This window comes from Caldicellulosiruptoraceae bacterium PP1, assembly GCA_041320695.1.
In the GTDB taxonomy this organism is placed as follows: domain Bacteria; phylum Bacillota; class Thermoanaerobacteria; order Caldicellulosiruptorales; family Caldicellulosiruptoraceae; genus JBGGOQ01.
This window is the reverse complement of record JBGGOQ010000014.1, coordinates 1-22,334: the sequence shown is the minus strand read 5'-3', so window position 1 is coordinate 22,334 and position 22,334 is coordinate 1. Positions and strand designations below refer to the sequence as shown.

The window sequence follows — 22,334 nt, the reverse complement described above, 5'->3', positions numbered from 1 at the left end:
ACAATAATATTCATAACCCATGATATAGGGTTAGCATATTATACAAGCGATAGATTGCTTGTGATGAATAGAGGGGAGATAGTAGAGCAGGGTACAGCAGATGAGGTGGTAGAGAACCCGAAACACGAGTATACCAAGAAGCTACTATCAGATGTGCCGGTTATAATGAGAAAATGGGATCTATAAAGCTAAATATCATCAAGCCCATGACTTGGCTTTAGCCTATCATGGGCTTAAGATAATTTATATTTGAAATAAATGATATATAAAAGAAGACAAAAAAGTATAAAATTCTGATTAAAAAAGGCAAAGACTTTGCAAATTAATTATGTTTAAATATTATTTAGAAGGGATAGTTTGGCTTTTATAAAAACAAAAAAGAAGGCGGCAAATTATGAATAAAAAATTTGTTAATTATTTATTGCAAAAGTTATTCTGGTATTTGGTAGCCTTTTATACTGCTATAAGCTTAAATTTTATATTGCCAAGATTGATACCAGGTAACCCGGTTCAACTTATGGTAAGCCAGCTATCAATGAGTGGCAATATTCAGGGAGAAGCAATAAAAAAATTTTATGAAACATATATGAGAGAGTTTGGGTTAGATAAGCCTTTATTAATACAATATATAGAGTATTTAAAAAACATATTAAGATTTGATCTTGGAACATCATTTATGTTATATCCCGGTAAAGTTATTGATTTGATTAAACAAGCTTTACCTTGGTCTTTAGGATTACAAATTCCTGCAATACTATTAGGGTGGATAATAGGGAATATATTAGGTGCTTTTAGTGCATATGAAGGGAAGAAGGTTGATGATATAGTATTTACAACATCACTTGTATTTTCAAATATACCTTATTATTGTTTGGCTATTATTCTTTTATATTTATTTACAGTTAAATGGCCTATATTACCATCAAGTGGAGGTTTTGATTTTGGAATTATACCTTCATTTTCATTGAATTATGTAGCAAGTATATCAAAGCATTACGTTCTTCCATTTTTATCACTTGTAATAGTAGCAATAGGTGGGCAAGCAATAGGAATGAGACAGATGGCTTTATATGAGCTTACTACTGATTACATATATTACTCAAGGACACTTGGATTAAATGATAAGAAAATAATAAAATATGTCTTTAGAAATGCTATGTTACCTCAGGTAACAGGTCTTGCATTATCATTTGGAACAATGATGTCAGGGGCTTTAGTAACTGAAAATGTCTTTTCATATCCAGGTGTAGGAACGCTGCTTTTTACAGCAATAAGACAATTAGATTATCCTTTAATACAAGGTTGTACATTATTTATTACTGTAGCGGTATTGTTAGCAAATTTTTTAGTGGAAATAGCATATGGTTTTATTGACCCGAGAATTAGAGCAGCACAAGAAGGGGAGAGATGAATTACTTTAGAAGATATAATTTAGATTTATTATTCCAATTATCTAAAGAAACCATAAGCTTATAATATCAAAAAAGATAAACAATATAAAATAAAGGGAGACAATGAATATGCAAAAAAGTCAAACAAATTTACCTGAGAAGCTCTGGACATCAAATTTTATCAAGATTATGATTATGTCATTTTTGCTTAGTTTTTCATTTAATATGCAAAATACAGCACTGCCACTTTACGCACAGTATATAGGAGGAAATAAATCTGATGCAGGTATGATGATGGGAGTATTTACAATATCTGCACTAATATTTAGACCTATATTTGGGAATTTGGTTGATACTAAAGGAAGAAAAATAATATTGATTGGTGGTATATTTCTTTTTTCAATATTCATATTTTCATATGGACTTATTTCATCAATAATACTATTGTTAATTATAAGGTTTTTACATGGAATAGGGTTTAGTGCGTATACTACGGCTAATGGAACAGTTGTTGCAGATATACTTCCAGAATCAAGGCTTACTGAAGGGATTGGGTATTTTGGCATATCAAATATAATAGCAACAGCAATAGGACCAACAGCAACATTGTTTTTAATAAACAATATAAGCTATAAGACATCATTTTTTATATTTTATTTTGTCTGTTTGTTAGGGCTTATGATGGCATTTTTGCTAAATTTTCAAAAATCAATTGAACAGCAAGGGAAAAACACAAATAAAAAGATTGTAATAGTTGAAAAAACAGCAATGCCAAGTTCGATAGTTGTATTTTTGATAATGATCCCAGTTGGTGCAGTAATGACCTTTTTGCCTACCTATGCCCTTTCAAAAGGGATTAATAATATAGGTATATTTTTCACAGTATATGCAATAGCTCTTCTTATAACAAGACCTATAATAGGTCGTATTGCAGATAGAGTGGATACCTCTTTAATATTGATACCCGGAATGATATTCTTAATTATTAATTTTGTTATTCTAATATATGCAAAAAGTATCGAATGGTTTGTTGTTGCAGGGATTTTTTACGGGTTTGGATTTGGCTCTACTCAGCCAATATTAAATGCACTCTTAATAAGGCTCTCACCTCCAGAAAGAAGAGGAACTACTAATGCAACATTCTTTTCAGCTATGGATTTTGGGGTTGGAATAGGCTCTATTGCTTTTGGTGTAATAGCACAAAAGATAGGTTTTAAGGCAGTCTTTATCTTATGTGTAGTATTTGTTATATTTGCGATAATTGGATACTATATTTTTCTTAAAAAACACACGAAAAAAGATACAGATATAGTTAATAATAAAATTTGTCAAGCAATAGAATAAGAAAATGGAGGTATACAGATGACTTATAAGAAATACAAAGCAGCATTATTTGATTTAGATGGGGTTATTGTTGATACTGCAAAGTATCATTATCTTGCATGGAAGAGGCTTGCAAAAGAGCTTGGATTTGATTTTACAGAAAAAGACAACGAAAGGCTAAAGGGTGTAAGCCGTATGAGGTCTTTAGAGATACTGTTAGAAGTAGGTGGGCTTAGCTTTAGTGAAGAGGAAAAAATTAAGTTGGCTGAAAAGAAAAACAACTGGTATGTAGAATATATAACCAAAATGGATGAATCTGAAATATTACCTGGAGCTAAAGAGTGCCTTATTAAATTAAGAGAAAAAGGTGTTAAAATTTCTCTTTGTTCAGCAAGCAAAAATGCACAGCTAATACTAAATAATCTAAGAATTAAAGACCTTTTTGATGCAATAATTGATGGGACAAAAACATCTAAAGCAAAACCAGACCCAGAGGTTTTCCTATTAGGAGCAAAGGAACTTAATATCTTACCAGAGGAATGTGTTGTGTTTGAGGATGCAGAAGCTGGAATACAGGCTGCAAAATCAGCAAATATGTTTGCAGTTGGAATAGGCGATGAAAAAATATTATCAAAAGCTGATATTGTAATCAAAGGATTACATGAGTTTGATGTAGATATGTTATTTTAGAAAATATTTTATTAATATAAAAACATTGGGGGAATGGATAAATGAATCAAAATATTAAAGAGATTATATCTCAAATGACTCTTGAGGAGAAGATTTCATTATGTTCCGGAGAAGGATTTTGGCACACAAAAGCTGTTGAAAGACTTGGTGTTGAAAAGATTATGGTATCTGATGGTCCTCATGGTTTAAGAAAACAAAAGGGTAAAGCTGACAACTTAGGGATCTATAACAGTGTTAATGCAACATGTTTTCCTACTGCTTCATGCTTAGCAAGTACTTGGGATACAGAGGCTGTCGGAGAAATTGGGAAGGCAATAGGTGAGGAATGTCAAGCAGAAGGTGTTTCGGTCATTTTAGGGCCAGGGGTAAATATCAAAAGAACACCTTTATGTGGAAGGAATTTTGAATACTTTTCAGAAGATCCATATCTTGCTTCACATCTTGCAGCAAGCTACATAAAGGGTGTTCAAAGCCAAGGAGTAGGAACATCAATAAAGCATTTTGCAGTTAACAATCAGGAATATAGAAGAATGGCTATTGATGCTGTTGCAGATGAAAGGACATTAAGAGAAATATATCTTGCTGCTTTTGAGTATGCAATAAAAGAAGGTAAACCATGGACTATAATGGCAGCGTATAACAGAGTTAATGGCGACTACTGCACTCAGAATCATTGGCTATTAACTAAAGTACTAAGAGAGGAATGGGGATATGAAGGCCTTGTTGTATCAGACTGGGGTGCTGTTGATGAAAGAGCTAAAGCACTAAAAGCTGGTCTTGACCTTGAAATGCCTTCAAGCAATGGTTTTGGTGAAAATCAAATAAGAAGAGCACTTCAAAATGGTGAAATAACCGAAGAAGATTTAGATAAAGCTGTTGAAAGGGTTCTTGAACTTGTATTTAAGGGATTAGAAAACAAAAAGAAAAATGCAACATACGATAAAGAAAAACATCATGAATTAGCAAAGAAGGTTGCAAGAGAAGGCATTGTTCTTTTGAAAAATCAGGATAATATTCTTCCACTTAAGAAAGAAGGAACAATTGCAATAATTGGTGAATTTGCAAAGAATCCAAGATTTGAGGGTGGCGGAAGTTCACATGTAAATCCAACAAAGATAGATATAGCTTTTGATGAAATAGCTAAAATTACTGAAAACAAGGCTAACCTTCTTTATGCAAGAGGATACAAGTTAGATTCAACTGATACTGATAATTACTTGATAAACCAAGCAATTGATATAGCAAAACAATCAGATGTTGCTGTTATTTTCGCAGGACTCCCTGAAATATATGAATCAGAAGGATATGATAGAAAAGATCTTAGTATGCCAAAGAGCCATAACATTTTAATAGAGGAAATTGCAAAGGTTAATAAAAATGTTGTTGTAGTATTAATGAATGGTGCTCCAATAGAAATGCCATGGGTAGATAAAGTCAAAGGGATATTTGAATGTTATTTAGGAGGGCAGGCTGTTTCAGGTGCTATTGCTGAAATTTTATTTGGACTTTATAGTCCATGCGGTAAACTGCCAGAAACATTCCCTCTTAAACTATCCCATACACCTGCATATCTAAATTATCCCGGTGATGGCAAAAAGGTAGAATACAAAGAAGGTGTATTTGTAGGATATAGATATTACGATACAAAGGGTATTGATGTCTTATTCCCATTTGGATACGGTCTTTCTTATACAAATTTTGAATATTCAGATATAAAGGTTGATAAAAAGGAAATTAAAGATACCGAAACTGTAAAGGTTTCTGTAAAAGTAAAAAATACAGGTAGTATAGCAGGAAAGGAAATAATACAGCTTTACGTAAGAGATATTGAAAGCTCTGTTCAAAGGCCATTAAAAGAACTAAAGGGCTTTAAAAAGGTTTATCTTGCACCTGATGAAGAAACAGAGGTTTCATTCGAACTAGATAAAAGAGCATTTGCATACTATAATGAATATATTAAGGATTGGTTTGTTGAAACAGGTGATTTTGAAATAATGATAGGAAAATCATCAAAGGATATTGTTCTTTCTGAAACAATAAAGGTTATTTCAACAACACCAATTAAAAAGGTTTTTGACAGAAATTCAACAATAGCTGAATTAATGGATGATCCAAAGGGTAAAGAGATATTAAATATAATGTGGGAGAATATGAAAAAGAACGCAATATTCAGTGCATTTCAGGGAGTTGATATGGGGATAGCCCTTACATTTATGAAAGAAATGCCGCTAAGAGGACTTGTAATGTTTGGAGCTGGCCATTTCACTGAAGAAATGATGAATGAAATGATAAATAAGTTAAATGAATAACAATGGTATACAAATAGGATATTTTTCATTATAATATAATATGTAATGAAAGCCACGAAGGCTTTCAAATTAGATATTTAAACATAGATACAAATTTTTAAAACCACAAAATTTCAGCCATGAAGGCTTTTTGACATCTTTGCAAAGATGTTAGTACCTTCATGGCTTTTTTATGTAAAATATTTCTTGATTGAGGAGGTTATTTTTATGCATATGGCAGATGCCTTAATTTCTCCTTATGTAGGAGGAACGATGTACATAGCAACAGGAGCGACGTTAGCCTATTCAATAAAAAAAGTGCAAGAGAATTTAGACGATAGAAAAATACCTATGATGGGTGTTATGGGAGCATTTGTATTTGCTGCTCAGATGATTAACTTTTCTATACCAGTAACAGGCTCAAGTGGTCATATAGGAGGAGGCTTGCTTCTTTCTATATTGCTTGGTCCATATGCCGGTTTTATAACAATGGCTGTTATTTTAGCAATACAAGCACTATTTTTTGCTGATGGTGGGCTTTTGGCACTTGGCTGCAATATCTTTAACTTAGGTTTTTATACATGTTTTATAGCCTACCCATTGATTTATAAAAAGTTAATAAAAAAAGGCTATAATACCAAGAATGTATTTTTATCAACAATTTTATCAGTAGTTGTAGGACTTCAGTTAGGTGCTTTTAGTGTTGTTGTAGAAACAATACTTTCTGGTAAAACTGAACTGCCATTTTCTACATTTGTTCTTTTGATGCAGCCTATTCATTTAGCAATCGGAATTGTTGAGGGTGTTATAACAGGTTCTATTGTTTTGTTTGTATATAAAATGAAACCTGAGATTTTAAATGAAAAAAAAGAAACCATAAAAACAGATGCTGTAAAGAAATTAGTGGTTATATTTACCCTCCTCTCATTAATTGTTGGGGGCTTTGTTTCATGGTTTGCTTCATCAAATCCTGATGGGCTTGAATGGTCAATTCAAAAGATTACTGGTAGTGAAGATTTAAAGAGTAAAGGAAGCTTATATGAAAAACTTGGGAAATTTCAAGAGAAGCTTTCTTTATTTCCTGATTATCAATTTAAGGTAGACACAAAAAATAAAGATTTAAGCCAAGAAAGAATGGGGACATCTACTTCAGGTATTGTTGGAGCAGTTATTGTATTTGCATTTGCTTTATTTATTGGTATAATCATAAAAGCAAGGAAAAAAAGTAAAACAACATAAAATAGTTAGGGGACTAAAATATGTCTTTCACAAATAATGGTATTAATAGATTAAATCTTTTTGATGAGTTATCAAATAGAAATATTTATATAAATAAGATACATCCATTGGTAAAGTTATTTTTAACATTGATGTATATTTCTTTTGTTATGTCATTTGATAAATATAGCATTGAAAGGCTTATGCCTTTCATTTTTTATCCTATATATATTTTTGCAATATCAGATATACCAGCAAAACCACTTATTAAAATTATATTATTTTCATCACCTATTATTTTAGGTATAGGTATATTTAATCCCATTTTTGAAAAAACAATAGCATTTAATATTTTTGGTGTGCCTATATCTTATGGTTGGATTTCATTTTTTTCATTAATAATAAAGTATTTCTTAACAATAATTGCGACACTTTTGCTTCTTTCAACAACAAGTATAGATAAGTTAGCATATTCATTAAAAAAAATTAGATTACCTGATATACTTATCTTGCAGTTTGTTATGACATATAGATACATAAACCTTTTACTTGATGAGGTAGCAAGGTCGATTAATGCATATAAGCTAAGAGCTGCAAATAGCAAAGGGATAATGTACAAGGCATGGGGGTCTTTTGCTGGTGGGATATTAATACGTTCCTTCGATAGGGCACAAAGGGTATATAATGCTATGAAACTTAAAGGCTTTAACAATAGATTTGTAATTGGAATTAAAGAGAAAATTGATAAAAAAGACATTATATATTTATTGAGCTGGTCTATCTTTTTTGTTATCATTAGATTTGTAAATGTTACACTTTTGATTGGGAATTTTATTAATGCACTGTTTTACTGAGGTGAATAAATGAAGAAAAATGCAATTGAGGTAAGTAATATATTCTTTACGTATCCTGATGGTCATAAAGCCATTGATGATATAAGTTTTGAAATACAAAAAGGTGAATCGGTTGGATTAATTGGACATAATGGAGCAGGGAAATCAACACTGTTATCACTTTTGGTTGGATTAAATGACTTAAAAGATGGTCAAATTAAGATATTTGATGATATCTTAAACAAACAAAGCCTTATAAAAATTAGAAAGCAAATTGGTTTTTTGTTTCAAGATCCAGATGACCAGCTATTCATGACAACTGTCTATGACGATGTTGCATTTGGACCTGTGAACTATGGATTTTCTGAAGATGAGGTTGACAAAAAGGTACAAGATGCTTTGAAAACTGTTGGTATATACCACCTTAAGGATAAAGCTCCATATAAACTTTCTGGTGGAGAAAAAAGGCTTGCTGCAATAGCCTCAATACTTTCTTTAGAGCCTCAAATACTTTTAATGGATGAGCCTACAACAGCACTTGACCCAAAATCAAGAAGAAGGTTTATAAATATAATCAACAATTTACCTCAAACAAAACTTATTGCTTCACACGACCTTGATATGATATTAGAAACTTGTTCAAGGGTTTTAGTTATGAGGAATGGTAAGATAATAAAAGACGGGAAAACCGAAGAAATCTTATATGATAAACAGCTTTTGGAAAGTTGTGATTTAGAACTGCCTTTGTCAATACAGAAATGCCAAAACTGTAATAGTAAATAAAAGGTGTGGGTTTTATGAGAATAGCAGTAATAGATGGACAAGGTGGAGGAATAGGAAAAGCTATAATAGAAAAGCTAAGAGAGGAAACAGGAAGCAATGTAGAGATTATTGCTCTTGGTGCTAATGCTTTAGCTACATCTTTAATGTTAAAAGCAGGAGCAGATGAAGGCGCATCAGGTGAGAATGCCATAGTATATAATGCCGATAAGGTTGATATTATTGTTGGTACAATTGGTATTATCTCAGCCAATTCAATGTTGGGGGAGATAACACCAAATATGGCAAAAGCAATATCTGAAAGTAGAGCCAAAAAAATATTGATTCCAATGAATAAGTGCAATATTTTTATAGTTGGTGTTCATGAAGATAATCTATCAAATTATATAAATGAAGCAGTAAAAACAATAAAAGAATTAATTAAGTAATTACAAAAGTCCTTGTACTTGTACAAGGATTTTTTGTTTATATACAAAATGTTATAATTAAGTAATATATAAATAAATAAAGAAACTTACTAATTAATAAATTGGAGGGTTTGATATGAATAAAGATAATTTACCACTATATAAAAATCCAGAACTTTCTATAGAAGAAAGGGTTGAAGACCTTGTTTCAAGAATGACCTTAGCAGAAAAGGTGTCTCAGCTTGTACATAACGCACCTGAAATTGAAAGGCTTGATATACCAAAGTATAATTGGTGGAATGAAGCACTCCATGGGGTTGCAAGAGCAGGAACAGCAACAGTATTTCCACAAGCTATAGGACTTGCTGCTACTTTTAATGAGGAGCTGATGTATAGAATTGCGTGTGCAATTTCTGATGAGGCCAGAGCAAAATACCATGAATACATAAAACACAATGATAGAGGTATATTTAAGGGGTTAACTATATGGAGTCCCAACGTGAATATATTCAGAGATCCAAGATGGGGAAGAGGACATGAAACATTTGGAGAAGATCCATACCTAACTGGCAGAATGGGAGTCAACTTTATAAAGGGTCTTCAAGGGAATGATCCTAAATATCTTAAAACTGTTGCAACACCAAAGCATTTTGCAGCACATAGTGGACCAGAACAAGGTAGAGAGAATTTTAATTCAGAGGTAAGTATTAAGGATTTAATGGAAACATATTTACCAGCTTTTAAGGAATGTATAAAAGAGGCTAAAGCAGAATCAATAATGTGTGCATATAACCAATTAAATGGTGTTCCTTGTTGTGGAAATAAATTGCTTTTGGAGGATATTTTAAGAGAAGAATGGGGATTTGAAGGGTTTGTTGTATCTGATTGTGGTGCTATCTGTAATCTTCATCTTCATCAACATGTAACAGAAACTGCAGCAGAGTCGGCAGCATTTGCAATGAATGGTGGTTGTGATTTAAACTGTGGTGATGCATATAAACATTTGGTTACTGCAGTTGTTGCAGGGCTTGTGTCAGAAGAAAGAATTGATGAGGCTGTAAAAAGGTTATTTAAAGCAAGATTTAAGTTAGGCATGTTTGATCCAGATGAATTGGTTCCATATTCTAAAATACCTTATGAAGTTGTTGATTCAGAAGAACATAGACAATTAGCACTAAAATCAGCACAGGAATCAATAGTTTTATTAAAGAACAAAAATAATATCTTACCTCTTTCAAAAGATATTAAATCAATTGCTGTAATAGGACCAAATGCACTTTGCAATGAAGTGCTATTAGGGAATTACAATGGTTGGCCTTCAAAGTATGTAACCCCAATAGATGGTATTAGAAATAGAGCTTCTAAGGATACAAGAATATACTATGCAAAGGGTTGCGACCTTATTGGTAGACCATTCGAGTTTGCAAATAATTTTAAAGGTGGCTTTGCAGAGGCTATAACAGCAGCGGAAAAAGCAGATGTTGTTGTGATGTGTTTAGGGCTTTCTCCTCAAATTGAAGGAGAGGCAGGAGATGCATATAATTCTCAGGCTGGTGGAGATAAAGTAGATTTGAATCTACCTCAGGTTCAGCAAGAACTTTTAGAGGAAATATACAAAGTAGGAAAGCCAATAATTCTTGTTCTTTTAAGTGGAAGTGCCTTAGCTATAAATTGGGCAGATGAGAATGTCGATGCAATAATACAAGCATGGTATCCAGGGGAAGAAGGGGGTAATGCAATTGCTGATGTTATTTTTGGTAACTTTAATCCTTCTGGAAGGCTGCCTGTTACTTTCTATAAATCTCTTGAGGAGTTACCCCCATTTACAGACTACTGCATGGAAGGTAGAACCTATAGATATATGAAAAATGAAGCTCTTTATCCTTTTGGATATGGATTATCATATACAAAGTTTAGATATTCAAATATAGAACTGAGCAAAGATAAACTCAATATAGGGGAATCCCTCGAGGTTATAGTCGAGGTTGAAAACATAGGAGAATTAGATGGACAAGAGGTTGTAGAGCTTTATATAAAGCAATTAGATGCGTCATGCACTGTTCCAAACTATAGTCTACAAGACTTTAAGAAGATAAAACTAAAAAAAGGGCAAAAAACTCAAGTTTCATTCAATATTACACCAAGACAAATGGCGTTTATAGATGAGCAAGGAAGATGTTTGTTAAAACAAGGCAGATATATGATTTTTGTTGGTGGATCACAGCCAGATAAAAGAAGTCAAGAGTTATCACAAAGCAACATATTAAATGCACAATTTGAACTATTTGGCACTGAGACAGAAATAGAATATTAATTCAAATAGATGTTTTTAAATTATTTACAGGTGGTAGATAAAGAGTATAAAAGATATATGAGGTGAGTAATTTGTTTAATTAGCTATATATATCATAATTTTAAATTTCAATAAGAGGAACTGCAACTTAACAATAGAAAGCAATATATATATTAGTAATTATTGATAAAATTAATTAAACATTGAAATTGTGTATACAAAAGTTTACATTTAATATAATTTTGTTGAAAAATGTCGAAAAAAATATTAAAATTATACTATCTTATTCTTATAGACGAGGAGAGAATATTATGAAAAAGAGATCTTTATCTCTTAAGTTTTTTTTAATTATATTTGTCGTTCTTTCAATTTTAATACCTTCTTTAATAATAACAAAAGTTACAACAGATAAATTATACACTTCTCTTTTAAATTCTGAAAAAGAGGTATACAAAAATGCCACAAAAAGCTTTGTAAATCACCAAAGTGAAATAATCAGGAAAACAATGCAACAGGTTGATATTATTGCTAATAATCCAGACTCTAAAAATATTTTAACAAATGCTGATGCACAACGAAGATTGATAGACTTATTTACAACTATTCAAAAGCCTAATAGTGATGAATATTTAAATGTATTTATTGGTACATCAACAGGTAAGTTGATTATGTTCCCAATTGCACAGATACCAAAGGGTTATGATCCACGGAAAAGGGATTGGTACAAGGGTGCACTTAATGATACTCAAAAAACATATATCTCAGAATTGTACACTGATATTGCAACTGGAACCACTGTTCTTACTGTTTCAAAAGCAATTACTCAAAATGGACAAGTTGTTGGCGTTGCTGGGATTGACTTAAACCTTACCAAAATGTTAGAGGAAATTAAGTCTACCAAGATAGGCGTAAATGGCTATTTAGTGGTTTTGAATCCTAATGGAACTGTTATTATGCATCCAGATAAGACAAGGCTTAATACAAAATCTGTAATTGCAGATAGGTTAGAAGAGATAAATAAAAATATTGCTGGAGAACTTACTTACACATATAAAGGTGAAGAAAAGATAGCTATATATTTTAAGGACAAGCTTACTAATTGGGTTTATTTTTCAGCATTAAATAACAAGGACATATTATCTCCAATAAATAAAATCAGGAACAATATTATTGTTGTTGTTTTAATTATTATTATAATTGCAGTTTTATTATCACTTCTTGTATCAGTAAGAATATCTTATTATATAAACAATATAGTAAAACATATGAGTAAATTGGCTATAGGTGATTTTACTGAAAGAATAAAACATAGAACATTAATAGCAAATGAGATAAATATCATTGCTGAGGCCTACAACAAGACATTGGATGCTCTTTCCATGATGCTAAAAACAATTAAAGCATCAGCAAATGAGGTAAATAGTTCTGCTGTAAATTTATCAGCAACTTCAGAGGAGATTTCTTCATCTATTAATGAGGTTACAGAAGCAATACAGCAAGTAGCTGGCGGTATGAACGATCAATCAGAGTCATTAAGCCAGACAATGCAATCACTTGAAGAATTTAGCTCAGGTCTTGTAAGGCTTGAAAACATACTTGGTGGTATAAAAGAAAATACCGATTCAACTTTAGCTATCTCAAAGCAAGGTTCAAATATGGTTGATGAGCTATCAAAGATAGTTGAAGGAACAAAACAGGCACTTACTCAAATGCGAAGTGAAATTAACAAGCTTGAATTAAAAACAACAGATATTGCAAATATAGTTCAAACTATTAAGAGTATATCAGATCAAACAAACCTTCTTTCTTTGAATGCCTCAATAGAGGCTGCTAAAGCGGGAGAGTATGGTAAAGGGTTCTCAGTTGTTGCTCAAGAGATAAGAAAACTTTCAGAACAGGCAAAACAATCAGCAGAACAGGTAAGAAAACTTATAAACGAAACAGTTGAAACTACAAGAGGAGTTATTACCACCTCAGAAGATTTAGATGAAAAGATAAAAACACAGATTGAAACTGTTGATAAGACAACTATAACATTTAAGGATATCTTTACTACAATTAATGGAATAGCACCGAAGGTAAATGAGGCGTTTGATGTAATGAAATCAAACAGCCAAGCTAATCAATCAATACTTGCCAATATGGAAAAGATAACTGCAGTATCCCAAGAGACTTCAGCTTCAAGCCAAGAGGTTGCAGCATCAACAGAGGAGATAAATGCAGGAGCTCAAGAGATAGCATCAACAGCGCAAGAGCTATCACATATCTCAAATGAGTTGGTAAATGAGATTGATAAGTTTAAAGTATAAAATGAGTATAATAGCAAAAGCAGTGGATTTTGAAATCCACTGCTTTTTTTTGTGCACCTAACATGGACGTAATCTTGTCGGTGGAAGTTTGATAAGAGAGTTGATAGTGACAACTGTTAGCCTAAGACAAGGGTATCCACCGAGAGGTAGAATCTGAAGGAAGTCAGCAGAGGTCATAGTACCACGTAATACGCGTTAGCGTAGGATGGACTGAACGATAGGAGGTTTCAGAATTTTGAAAGACACGAAGAAATATGACGAAAGCAGACAACTTCATAAAGAAGACTATCTACAAGAAAATAGAGAGGAACTCAAAAATAATGTAGAAGTGCATAGTATTTCTTACATGTTCAATAAAGGAAGAAAGGATGACAATGAATACTGTAGAGACATACTTGAGAAAATATTATCAGAAAAATAATATGAACAGTGCATATAAGAGAGTAAAAGCCAATAAGGAAAGTCATGGTATTGATGGGATGACAGTAGATGGACTTCTACAATACCTAAAAGAACATGGATAGGAAATAAGGTAATCACTACTGGAAGGAAAATATAGTCCACAACCTGTCAGGAGAGTGTAAATACCAAAACCTGATGGAGCGAAGAGACTACTTGGGATACCTAATGTAGTAGACAGAGTTATTCAGTTAGCTACTGCACAAGTTTTAATGCCTATATATAAAAAGAGGTTTTCTGATAATAGCTATGGGTTCAGATCACACTGCCGTGTACCGAACGATATGTACGGTGGTGTAAGAGGAGATGAATAAAATAATTATTCATCTCCTACTCGATTTAATCTTTAAAAATACATAAAAATTAAATATTATTTTTATCTAATTAGATATATCTTTATCATCAGCCCTAAATTAACTATTAATGTCATATAATAGTGTTCTTACTTGCTTATATAAATTATCAAATTTGTTAAAGCTATGAAGGTAACTATCAATCTCGCTTTGCGAGATAAGTTTTGTTTTAATATCTCTTGGTATTGAGCCATGAATAACACAGTTTCTAATATTAAATAATGCAAATATAATATTATATATATTGCCGCTTTTAACAATTATGTTCTTTTCATATTTTGAATCAGTATAATTATTTAGTTCATTCCATATAAGCCTCCTAACCTTATCACGCCACTCGAACTCGTCAGCTTTGAAATCAATAAAATCCTTATATCCTATTCCTTTTAGTTTTCTTCCAATAGCAATTAAAAGAGCCTCATAAATAAGAACTAATGATTTTAGATATTGATTCCTAAAATAAAAATAGTCAGCTCTTTCAATCATCCTTTCATCTAAATACCTTGAATTTTTTAATTTACTAAGTTCATCAGCAACTAAATCAATAATTTCATTTATATAAATATCCTCTGATGACTTTTTTTCTTCCATCTCATTTAATAAAATTCTTAAATCATCATTAATACTTCTATTTGTTTCAATCTTAAAATAAATTTTATCAGAGTTATCAATATTGAGGTTATCTAAAACTACAGGGAAATAACCAGAATTTTGATAGATAGATAAAGCCTCTGTTAATGAAACCATTTTACTGATAATACTAATATCTATTACAGGTTTTATTTTTTCACTTCTTGGAGTAAGTTCTAATGAACCATAATAAACTTTTACATTGTTAATTTTTCGAAGCTTTTTTGCTAACATTATAGAATATGAAAGAACTACAGGCATAAATCTAAAAGCATGAGTAATATCAATAATTACTTCGTATTCAGTTTGTTTATCTAATAAATTGAGTAGAGAATTTATGTATATTTCATTATTTAGCGGATCAACCATTAATAATGATACATTACTTTTATAACTCCTTATTAATTTAACCCATTCATTAAATAATACATCTGAAAGCCCTTTTGATAAATCAAACTCCTCACCTTTTACCTTTTCCTGCAAAGGAAATATAGAATCAAAATTCTCCTCATAAAAATTAAATGTTGTAGCAATTTCTGACCACATTGAATTTTTTGTTCCAATAATAAGCCACTGATCAACATTTTGACCTATTTTTTCAAGATATTCATATAAAGCAGCTCCAAAGAATGATTTTTCAATTTTATAATTATTACCAAAATCATAAATTACAGTTTCATATTTATTATTTTTATCATAGCTACCTCTACCTATAAAAGAAATTAAAACTCTTTTTTTATTATTGAGATTGTCTTGCATGTAGACTTCATCCTTTATTCATTTATATATCTTCTAAACATTACATGTTTAAACACTTTTATTAAAGACAAACTTCCATCTTCATTTTTGTGTTCTACAGCTTTTCTTTCAGTTGTGGAATAGATTGGTGTAAAGCCATTTTTAAAACACCAATTTACAATATAGTGGGTTGCTCCAAAATCTCCTTGAACTAAACAATAATTGACTTTTGTTTTATTAGCTAAAAGAAAATTAGTAAGATCTTTAAAAAAATCTGATGACAATTCAATGTTTGGTGGAATGTTGCTCCATTTTTCTTGAATGTCACCGGGTAATTTTATAAATTTTTCAACACCTAATGTCTTTTTAGCATCATCTATTTGTTCTTGAGTAAGTTCATGGGAAAAGATTAAAAACATAGAAGTTATTTGTTTATTCATTTGCTCACCTCATTAACCTACAATATACAATATTACATATATTATTTATTTATTATATCACATAACTATTAATATCTTTTATAAATATGGTAAAATTAATTGATAATAGAATTTTTATAGAAGGTGTGAACTTATGCCTGAATTTAATCTTTTCATAAACGACTTCAATAAACTAAGAGAATTTTCAAGAAAATTTTATATTTATGGTTGCTATTCAAGAGATGATATAAAAAAATTCAATATTAGCCCAAGGAAATATGATGACGAACTCAGAAGAATAAAGATTTTATTGAACCAGGAACAAAATTTAGGGAAATATAAAATATCAAAAAAGCAATTTCAATACATAAAAGAAGAATTTATAAGAAAAGACAATCCGCTAATAAATATCTATTTTTCAAAAACATTCACTAAAAATGAAATTTCAGCATTTATACTAATTCATCAAATACTATATAAATATAAAGAAGGTTTAACTTTTCAAGAGCTAATCGAAAAATGTTCTAATATTGATAATAATTCAAGACATTTTATTGATTTTTCTGAGACAACATTCAGGAGAATACTAAAACGAATGGTTGAATATGGATATATTGTTGAATTAGATGAAAATGGCAAAATATATAAATTAGGACATGATTTATTGCATTTTTTAAAGCTAATAAAAGATAAAGAGCAATTGGAAATATTTTTAAATATTATTGATTATTATACAAATACATTGCATCCATCAGTACCCGGATACTATTTAAAAGAAACAATAGAAAATACAATTTCATACTTTTTAAAACAAAAACAAGAAAGAAACATTTTTAGGTATATATATAATAACCACCATCAAGTATTGGATGAAGAATATGTTTGGCAATTTTTAATAGCAATAAGTTTATTTAAGAAAGTTTTTATAAAATACCAAACAAATAAAAATGGAATTCAAGAATTTAATTGTATTCCTATAAAAGTTATTTTAGATAGAAAATTTGGAAGATGGTATTTTATTGTTTTAAAAGAGGATAAAAAGATTTCAGCTTTGCCAGTTCATAGGGTTCAAGATATAGAAATTTTAGATAGTGAGTATTCAAAAGATGATTTAAATGAATATGAAAAATTGATTGATAAGTGCTTTTTTGTTTCTATACCATCATCAAAAAACAAATTTATTAGTATAAGTTTGCATTTTAAATTAGATAAAGAAGGTAACAATTTTTTATTAAAAAGGGTAAAAAGAGAATTAAAAGGTGCTAAAATTAAAAATATTACTGAAGATTCTTTTGATGTTGATTATTCATTATCAAATATAAAAGAAATAAAACCATGGTTATTAAGTTTTGGTCATAGAGTTATTGTAAAAAATACAGAAAGTTCTCAGGAATTAACCCAAGAATTAGTTTCTGAACTAAAGGAGATGCTACAAAACTATGAATCTCTTTGTTGAATATAAAAGTAATATGTTTAAGGCAATATGTGAGATAATTAATACTGCATACTTTTCAGAAGATAAAAAAATTTCAAAAAAGACTATATCTAAAATACTTAATAAATATAAAATATATAATAAGAAATACTTAGAGATGATACTGAACAAATCAAAAGATATAGATCAAAATCTATACATATTAGAAGAAGTAGAAGAAGATAAATTTAAATTATCTATAGATAGCCCAATAATCCCTATAGTTACAGCTTCTGAAAAATTGTGGCTTAATTCAATTAGTAAATCAGAACTATTTAGGTCATTATTAAATAACGAGATTTTAGAGTATATAGATAATTTTCTTAAAGAATCACCAGATATAACAAAAAATGTTACATACAAAAATAATTCTGATGCAAATGCTTATGAAAGTAATACAAGCAAATTGGATAATATTAGGGAAATTTTAAGAGCTATTGTTGAAAGAAAGAAAATAAGCTTTTGTTATAAAGCTAATAATAATGTTGAATATAATAATAAATCAGCCATTCCATTAAATATTGAGTATTCAATAAAGGATGACAAGTTTTATCTTATAGCTTATTCAAATGATACAGATAAAATAATAAAATGCAGCATTAATAATATAACTAATATCTCAATATTAAGCACTATAGATAACTTTGACTTTTATTTAGAAGAGGAAAAAGAATTTTTAGAAAATCTAAAAGCTAAACAACCCATAACAATTGCAATAAAAGATAGAAATAATGCTTTAGAAAGAGCACTTTATCTATTTTCATGTTTTGAAAAAAGATTAATATATGATGACGAAAACGATAGATATTTATTAGAAATATATTATTTAATATCAGAAGAAACAGAAATAATATCCAGAATTCTTATGCTTGGTAAAAATGTAGTTGTGATTTCACCAGAAAATATCAAAGAAGAAATAATTAGAAGAATAAAATTAGCACTATCCAACTATGATGCAAATTAACGAACCAATGAACGAGCCAATGGGGACGGTTCCGAATGGCTCGCCATTCCCCAAACCAACAGTGACAGTTTCATCTAGGTAATTTTCCACTTATCGAACACATATAGTAATGATTAGTTTACTGTGGATATACAAAAATATATCAATAGGTCCAATATTCTATAGTTTTATTTTTCAATATTCAAAAGCAAAATTATTAGATGAAAAGTGGGATGGAATTTAAGTTATAAATTATGTAATTATTAAAAAGTTGAATATTTAGAATTGTAATAACAATATGGAATAAAAATATATTTAGTATAAACAATATTTTATAACTAAAATAATATTAAAAGATGCATTTTTTAAGTATAAAAAAGAGAGAAAACAAGCGTATATATATAAAAATAATAATGAATAAATATAGAATAGCTAATAAAATATCTCCTGTCGACCTAAGATAACGTAAAAACCCCTGGAGGTCGACAGGAAAATTTTTTTGCCATCAAATACTTGACAAGACTATAATAAGTGATAAAATTTAATTATTACAGGTTTTTTACAAAAACCATAATGTATATATATACTATAGATATATCAAGCTCTCCACGTGTTTTTAGCCTACCTATAAGGGATTGAAACATATCTTCTGTGTTGTCCATATTGCTAAGTATCTCGTTTTTAGCCTACCTATAAGGGATTGAAACATGGGTAACGGTGCATTAAGACCAGCGGGTGAAAGTGTTTTTAGCCTACCTATAAGGGATTGAAACTGTACCAATAAAAAAATATATTTTAGATGTTTTATAGTTTTTAGCCTACCTATAAGGGATTGAAACAACAACAAAATAAAGGCAATCCTACTGATGTAACAACGTTTTTAGCCTACCTATAAGGGATTGAAACTACTATAGAATGAAAGAAGGATTGAGTCCAGAGTTAAGTTTTTAGCCTACCTATAAGGGATTGAAACTAATGCAAGTATAATTGTAGAAGATTCAACACATAGTTTTTAGCCTACCTATAAGGGATTGAAACAGGTATAAATATAATAATAAATTTGTATGATTATTTTGTTTTTAGCCTACCTATAAGGGATTGAAACATATCTATTTCGTTAATATTAAGCATAACTGTCAAAGTTTTTAGCCTACCTATAAGGGATTGAAACATTGAAATATTTGGTGCTTTAACATTAGCATTTGAGTTTTTAGCCTACCTATAAGGGATTGAAACTTTCTTTGTTGTTCTTGCATTGTTACCTTTTCCTCGTTTTTAGCCTACCTATAAGGGATTGAAACATTGTAAAGACTCTTTGACTTTGTAACCTCTTTTAATGTTTTTAGCCTACCTATAAGGGATTGAAACTCCAAAGGTAACAGTTGATTCAAAAGGTAGAGTAACTGTTTTTAGCCTACCTATAAGGGATTGAAACATCCATTGATATTCTAATTCATAGTGACTTAATTTGGTTTTTAGCCTACCTATAAGGGATTGAAACTATAATTCCCGTATTTTTTACCTGAATTAAATTTTACGTTTTTAGCCTACCTATAAGGGATTGAAACAAAATACCTACCAATCATTGATTTTACTGAATTACCTAGTTTTTAGCCTACCTATAAGGGATTGAAACAGAAGATAAAGATTGCAAAGTCTTTGTGGCACAAATGTTTTTAGCCTACCTATAAGGGATTGAAACTGGTGAGGAAATAGCAAAAAGGTACTTTTCCATATGGTTTTTAGCCTACCTATAAGGGATTGAAACGGCAGGAAATAGAATATGATGGAGCTTTGAGAGCAAGTTTTTAGCCTACCTATAAGGGATTGAAACACTTTAGTATTTATTTCTTTTATTTTTTTCTCAAGTTTTTAGCCTACCTATAAGGGATTGAAACCTGGCAAGGCTCATAGCAGAGAAAATCTTAAGAGAGGGTTTTTAGCCTACCTATAAGGGATTGAAACTAACAGAAAGGCATTACAACCTTTCTGTTATAACTTCGTTTTTAGCCTACCTATAAGGGATTGAAACTATTGCAGGGAGACCTTTTTTAGTCTCCTCAAGTCTGTTTTTAGCCTACCTATAAGGGATTGAAACATAAATAGTGATAATCCATTATTTCTGCTGTTTTTGGTTTTTAGCCTACCTATAAGGGATTGAAACGCGGTAATTTTGCTATCGACTCACTTAATATTTTGTTTTTAGCCTACCTATAAGGGATTGAAACAGTTTTAGTCCAGCGGGGCGCAAAGTCCCGCTCTTGGTTTTTAGCCTACCTATAAGGGATTGAAACTCATCTTTGTATGCAATTCTATTAAGTCCGTCTAAAAGTTTTTAGCCTACCTATAAGGGATTGAAACTAAAATAACGGCATGTGATATTCAAGAAGAATATCGGTTTTTAGCCTACCTATAAGGGATTGAAACATAAATTCAAATAATGAAGAAGAAAAAGAAGCTATGTTTTTAGCCTACCTATAAGGGATTGAAACTAGAAAATGTATAAACGTCGTCTTGTCTTATCATAAGTTTTTAGCCTACCTATAAGGGATTGAAACAACCATACATGGATTTTACCATGTATGGTTTCTTGGTTTTTAGCCTACCTATAAGGGATTGAAACAGTATATAATTAACCGCTTTTTGTGCTTGAGTCGCGTTTTTAGCCTACCTATAAGGGATTGAAACTACAACATTTTAAATTCTTGCAACGCCTTTTTATTAGTTTTTAGCCTACCTATAAGGGATTGAAACCCTATTAAATCAGTACTTCTAACAATTTTCGTATTGTTTTTAGCCTACCTATAAGGGATTGAAACAATAATAAAGGGGTAGTATCTGCACCTTTTTGACAGTTTTTAGCCTACCTATAAGGGATTGAAACTGAAAAAACAAACACATAAGGTTATATTAAAGTTTCAAAGTTTTTAGCCTACCTATAAGGGATTGAAACAATACTTTTTAAAAAAATGATGTAAAGGAGTGTATAGTGTTTTTAGCCTACCTATAAGGGATTGAAACATATAAAATTCTCTTTGCTGTTCAAGAATGTTTGTGGTTTTTAGCCTACCTATAAGGGATTGAAACAGAAATGGAGTAATAAATATATATTTATTTTCATCATGTTTTTAGCCTACCTATAAGGGATTGAAACCATATACTCCAATTCCTTTCCCTGCGTTCTCTACCATTGTTTTTAGCCTACCTATAAGGGATTGAAACATATAATATGCAAGCTTTTTTTAAAATTTTTTTGGCGTTTTTAGCCTACCTATAAGGGATTGAAACTGTCATAAAGCCTTGCGACTGTAAAGGGTGGTTGCAGTTTTTAGCCTACCTATAAGGGATTGAAACAGCAGATTAGCAGCAAAAAGAAAAATTCAGCTCAGAGTTTTTAGCCTACCTCTAAGGGATTGAAACGATTGCAAGTACCAGCAAGGAAAAAAGATACCAAAGGTTTTTAGCCTACCTCTAAGGGATTGAAACTACATTAACAACGCTTTCAGTTTGAACATGTTACCAGGTTTTTAGCCTACCTCTAAGGGATTGAAACAAGAGTGGCTGCTGGTGAAGAATACAACGGAGTTAGTTTTTAGCCTACCTCTAAGGGATTGAAACAAGGAAGGAGCGTGATGATAGATGATAATGGAAGAGTTTTTAGCCTACCTCTAAGGGATTGAAACACATCTGGGAGTCTCCTACCTTGCTCATACATTCCAAGTTTTTAGCCTACCTCTAAGGGATTGAAACCTACACGTCTAACAAAGCATCTATCCGTTTCCATTT

Annotated in this window: 17 protein-coding genes and 1 CRISPR repeat array; of the genes, 15 read left to right on the top strand and 2 right to left on the bottom strand. The window is 30.7% G+C overall.

What is annotated here, in order from left to right; genetic code table 11:
- The 13 genes from ACAG39_11545 to ACAG39_11485 form a co-directional block, all read left to right on the top strand.
- Positions 1 to 186: ABC transporter ATP-binding protein (locus tag ACAG39_11545; GenBank protein ID MEZ0537866.1), on the top strand; the 186-nt coding region annotated here is incomplete at its 5' end.
- Between the two features lie 208 nt (positions 187 to 394).
- Positions 395 to 1,411, top strand: a complete 1,017-nt coding sequence (locus tag ACAG39_11540) for an ABC transporter permease (GenBank protein MEZ0537865.1) — start codon at positions 395 to 397, stop codon at positions 1,409 to 1,411.
- Positions 1,412 to 1,520: 109 nt separating this feature from the next.
- Positions 1,521 to 2,735 (top strand): MFS transporter, encoded by a 1,215-nt coding sequence (locus ACAG39_11535; protein ID MEZ0537864.1) that lies wholly within the window; start codon positions 1,521 to 1,523, stop codon positions 2,733 to 2,735.
- An 18-nt stretch (positions 2,736 to 2,753) separates the two neighbouring features.
- The gene (pgmB, locus tag ACAG39_11530; GenBank protein ID MEZ0537863.1) at positions 2,754 to 3,404 is read left to right on the top strand and encodes a beta-phosphoglucomutase; all 651 of its coding nucleotides are present in this window, start codon (positions 2,754 to 2,756) and stop codon (positions 3,402 to 3,404) included.
- Between the two features lie 41 nt (positions 3,405 to 3,445).
- Positions 3,446 to 5,713, top strand: coding sequence for a glycoside hydrolase family 3 C-terminal domain-containing protein (locus ACAG39_11525; GenBank protein ID MEZ0537862.1), 2,268 nt, complete (start codon positions 3,446 to 3,448; stop codon positions 5,711 to 5,713).
- Between the two features lie 207 nt (positions 5,714 to 5,920).
- The gene (locus ACAG39_11520; protein MEZ0537861.1) at positions 5,921 to 6,931 is read left to right on the top strand and encodes an energy-coupling factor ABC transporter permease; all 1,011 of its coding nucleotides are present in this window, start codon (positions 5,921 to 5,923) and stop codon (positions 6,929 to 6,931) included.
- A 20-nt stretch (positions 6,932 to 6,951) separates the two neighbouring features.
- Positions 6,952 to 7,764 (top strand): cobalt ECF transporter T component CbiQ, encoded by an 813-nt coding sequence (gene cbiQ, locus ACAG39_11515; GenBank protein MEZ0537860.1) that lies wholly within the window; start codon positions 6,952 to 6,954, stop codon positions 7,762 to 7,764.
- Positions 7,765 to 7,773: 9 nt separating this feature from the next.
- Complete coding sequence (locus ACAG39_11510) at positions 7,774 to 8,526, top strand: energy-coupling factor ABC transporter ATP-binding protein (protein MEZ0537859.1); 753 nt, start codon at positions 7,774 to 7,776, stop codon at positions 8,524 to 8,526.
- 14 nt (positions 8,527 to 8,540) lie between these two features.
- Positions 8,541 to 8,951, top strand: coding sequence for a DUF3842 family protein (locus ACAG39_11505; GenBank protein ID MEZ0537858.1), 411 nt, complete (start codon positions 8,541 to 8,543; stop codon positions 8,949 to 8,951).
- A gap of 115 nt (positions 8,952 to 9,066) precedes the next feature.
- Positions 9,067 to 11,244 (top strand): glycoside hydrolase family 3 C-terminal domain-containing protein, encoded by a 2,178-nt coding sequence (locus ACAG39_11500; protein MEZ0537857.1) that lies wholly within the window; start codon positions 9,067 to 9,069, stop codon positions 11,242 to 11,244.
- Between the two features lie 290 nt (positions 11,245 to 11,534).
- Positions 11,535 to 13,532 (top strand): methyl-accepting chemotaxis protein, encoded by a 1,998-nt coding sequence (locus tag ACAG39_11495; protein ID MEZ0537856.1) that lies wholly within the window; start codon positions 11,535 to 11,537, stop codon positions 13,530 to 13,532.
- A 235-nt stretch (positions 13,533 to 13,767) separates the two neighbouring features.
- Entirely contained in the window at positions 13,768 to 13,953 is a 186-nt protein-coding gene (locus tag ACAG39_11490; protein MEZ0537855.1) for a hypothetical protein, read from the top strand.
- Positions 13,954 to 14,116: 163 nt separating this feature from the next.
- Positions 14,117 to 14,305: a hypothetical protein gene (locus tag ACAG39_11485; protein ID MEZ0537854.1), complete on the top strand. Its 189-nt coding sequence runs from the start codon at positions 14,117 to 14,119 to the stop codon at positions 14,303 to 14,305.
- Between the two features lie 99 nt (positions 14,306 to 14,404).
- Here the strand turns inward: ACAG39_11485 and csx2 are convergent, their stop codons facing one another.
- Positions 14,405 to 15,733, bottom strand: a complete 1,329-nt coding sequence (csx2, locus tag ACAG39_11480; GenBank protein ID MEZ0537853.1) for a TIGR02221 family CRISPR-associated protein — start codon at positions 15,731 to 15,733, stop codon at positions 14,405 to 14,407.
- Between the two features lie 14 nt (positions 15,734 to 15,747).
- Positions 15,748 to 16,152, bottom strand: coding sequence for a CRISPR-associated protein Csx20 (csx20, locus tag ACAG39_11475; protein ID MEZ0537852.1), 405 nt, complete (start codon positions 16,150 to 16,152; stop codon positions 15,748 to 15,750).
- Between the two features lie 133 nt (positions 16,153 to 16,285).
- Between csx20 and ACAG39_11470 the strand changes: the two genes are divergently transcribed.
- Positions 16,286 to 17,587 (top strand): helix-turn-helix transcriptional regulator, encoded by a 1,302-nt coding sequence (locus ACAG39_11470; GenBank protein MEZ0537851.1) that lies wholly within the window; start codon positions 16,286 to 16,288, stop codon positions 17,585 to 17,587.
- The gene (locus ACAG39_11465; GenBank protein ID MEZ0537850.1) at positions 17,571 to 18,569 is read left to right on the top strand and encodes a WYL domain-containing protein; all 999 of its coding nucleotides are present in this window, start codon (positions 17,571 to 17,573) and stop codon (positions 18,567 to 18,569) included. Before ACAG39_11470 ends, ACAG39_11465 begins: the two co-directional genes overlap by 17 nt.
- Positions 18,570 to 19,160: 591 nt before the next feature.
- Positions 19,161 to 22,298: a CRISPR direct-repeat array (repeat unit 30 nt; unit sequence GTTTTTAGCCTACCTATAAGGGATTGAAAC).
- Positions 22,299 to 22,334 lie beyond the last annotated feature (36 nt).